Source organism: Moorena sp. SIO4E2 (assembly GCF_010671945.1).
Taxonomy (GTDB): Bacteria; Cyanobacteriota; Cyanobacteriia; order Cyanobacteriales; family Coleofasciculaceae; genus Moorena; species Moorena producens.
This window is the reverse complement of sequence record NZ_JAAHIE010000818.1, coordinates 1-2,659: the sequence shown is the minus strand read 5'-3', so window position 1 is coordinate 2,659 and position 2,659 is coordinate 1. Positions and strand designations below refer to the sequence as shown.

1 protein-coding gene is annotated in these 2,659 nt (G+C 45.5%); it reads right to left on the bottom strand.

Going from position 1 to position 2,659, the window contains the following annotated elements:
- Positions 1-162: 162 nt before the first annotated feature.
- On the bottom strand, positions 163-2,004 hold the full coding sequence (locus F6K37_RS37630; RefSeq protein ID WP_287256132.1) for a peroxidase family protein: 1,842 nt from the start codon (positions 2,002-2,004) through the stop codon (positions 163-165).
- Positions 2,005-2,659 lie beyond the last annotated feature (655 nt).

Genomic DNA, 2,659 nt, shown 5'->3' with positions numbered 1-2,659 from the left:
TATCAAGACGGGAATACTGGATCAAGATGGTAATAGGGAAAAAATTATGTGTACCTCATTACTATGAGAACTGCTAGAAAATCAGTATAACCGGAAATCAAATTACACTCTCCGTGCCCGGGCCCCGCGCCCGGGCACTTTTCTTTTCCTATTCCCTATTCCCTATTTCTTATTTCCTGAGCGCTGCCCTATAGCTGCTAAACCTAGGAGTGTAACTAAGCCAAGGATGCTGCTAGGTTCGGGCACGTCTTCTGGGACAACGAAAGCATTATCCTGGATGTTGGTAATGCTTGAGTTCCGGCGAATAATGCCTGAGAGGGTAGTGCTTTCTAGATCTGGATCCAAAGCCAACAGATGCTCGAGATCGTTGAGGTAAAAGAAGCGGTCACCATCCCGTACGCGGATGAACTGGTCTGAGATGAAGCTATTGAATAGTTCACCGACCAATCCACCGTTGAAGGAGTCCTCGGATATTCCTCCAATCCAGAAATCCACATCGTCTACAGACTGGTAGATTTTTTCAAATAGAGTTGCTATTTCTGGGTCAGAAGTAATGCCAAGTTCGGTGTCGGTGGTCAAGAAGCCAGTGACCGGATCCAGACCGAGTTCGATACGAGCCTGATTGTAGCCGGGAAGGCCAACTTCCCTTCCTCGCGCAATATTGAGTGAAGCGAGGTCAAAGCCTTGACCGCTACCATTCGGGGCAAGGAGGTTCCGCACCCCGTCCACTATCTGATTGTCAACCTCTTCAGCGACCTGGGACGCTAAACCCAAAAACAGTGAATCGACACCGTTATCAATCACTTCTTGGGGATTGAAGAAAGCATCACCAAGGGAGATACTTCCGACGGAATCGCCGTTATTATTAATACGCTGAAGATTTTCCGACAGAAGAGTGTGGCCAACGCGGAAGTTAGCATTGGTAAATTCTTGACTGACACTGGGGTCAACGGTGGGATCGTAGCCAGAGTAATCCTCCAAAAGGCTATCGCCAATGAACAGCGGTAGGAATTCATTGTATGTGATCACCTGAATCTGAGCCCCGACAACCTTACGAGCTGATTCGTAGATAAAGTCGCCTTTCTCAAGTCCTGACTCTTCTAACTTCTCCAAAATCACCGGGTCGCCAGCGTCAATTTTTTCACTAAGTTCTTCAGCCAGACGATTGTGCTCTCGCACCATCAAAGTGTGAGCTGCGGTTAAGCCAATTTGTTCGTTGGTACGAATATCCCCAGCGATGAACAACTGTTCTGGTGGTAATGCTCCAGCACCCCTAGTGTTACTATTAGGCAATCCGGCAGTGTTGAAAGGTAGTAGCTCTTCACCATTGATAATCTGGCTCTTGAGCTTTCCAGTACCGTCATTAGTACGTAAAAATTCCGCCCGCACTTGATCAGATCCGTAGACCTGTGAACCATCAATAAAAGAAGTCAGCTCGTTGATCTGCTGGCGCGGATTGCCAAGCCCAGTGCCAGTCCCTTCAGCTGCAGGAACCCTAATAAAGGGTATAGAAGTAGCAGATTCTCCAAGTGGATCTCGACGACGAGTGGCAATGTCAATCGGGTTAATTGGGATGGGGATGAAATCCTCTGGTGGGCTATTTAACCCTCCCTCATTCAGAGCAAAGTCGTGATCAATCAACTGCCCCCACTGCCAGATCCAGTCGCTGGCCCGGAGGAAATTAGGCACGAATTCAGTCTGGCGCACAATGGTATTGCTAATGTCACGAGGGTTAGGCAGAACATTGCCGGTGGGACCGGTTATTCTTGGTGCGTTAAAGCCATCCTCGTAAGCAGGAGTCAGGAGCCGAAGTAGTGGTGTTTCGGCTTCACCCAATGTCGGGTCATTGGGGTTGTTGTTCAATCCATTAATGGTGCGGAATTCTCCTGCTTCTGCAGGCACAGACATGGTAAATCCTAGGGCAGCGAAAGTGGTTACTGCTAGACCAAGCTGAGTAGGCTTGAGGTTTCTAACCACTTTTAAGTTAGATAAATGATTTTTCATCAGGTTAGTACTTAGGTTAAGATTGCATCCCAACCGCTAATGTGGTAGATGCAGTAAAATACTCTATCTCTTCTAATAAGGTGTTTGGAAAGTAGCTACATGGTTTGCTAAAACCGGGTAATTTACTTTAGTTATCCCCAAGATTCACGGGTTTTCGTCTAAGAGGTTGTCTGAGAAGTCTCATTTGCTACATCCAAGCCCCCGTTGGTCCCCCAATTCTGGGGGACTTTTAGAAGCAAATTGACTCTTGTTCCCCCCAAGCGAGCAATCCCTCGCTTGGGGGGTCAGGGGGGCAAAATTCAGTATCAAAAAACTTGGGAGATATCCTCTAAAGTAAGTCTTCACGTAAGTCCCTCATTTATCGCCAGTAAATAATTTTTAACACGGGCTATAATAACGATTACGTATTTCTTTTGGCTACATAATTTATTCCGTATTTACCCCATAGTCAAGATTAAAAATTACTGCTTGCTAATTTTAATATAGCTGGATTTCGGATATCTACCGCAAAAAAAATATAGTTTTACAGAATCTTTAATTCTTTAATTAAAGATTATCTGGATAGAGACGCACAATAAATCAATATCTTGTCAAGCCAATAAATCTTGATTGTAGATAAATATAGTGTAAGGATTTAGGTAGAGGGGTTGACAAA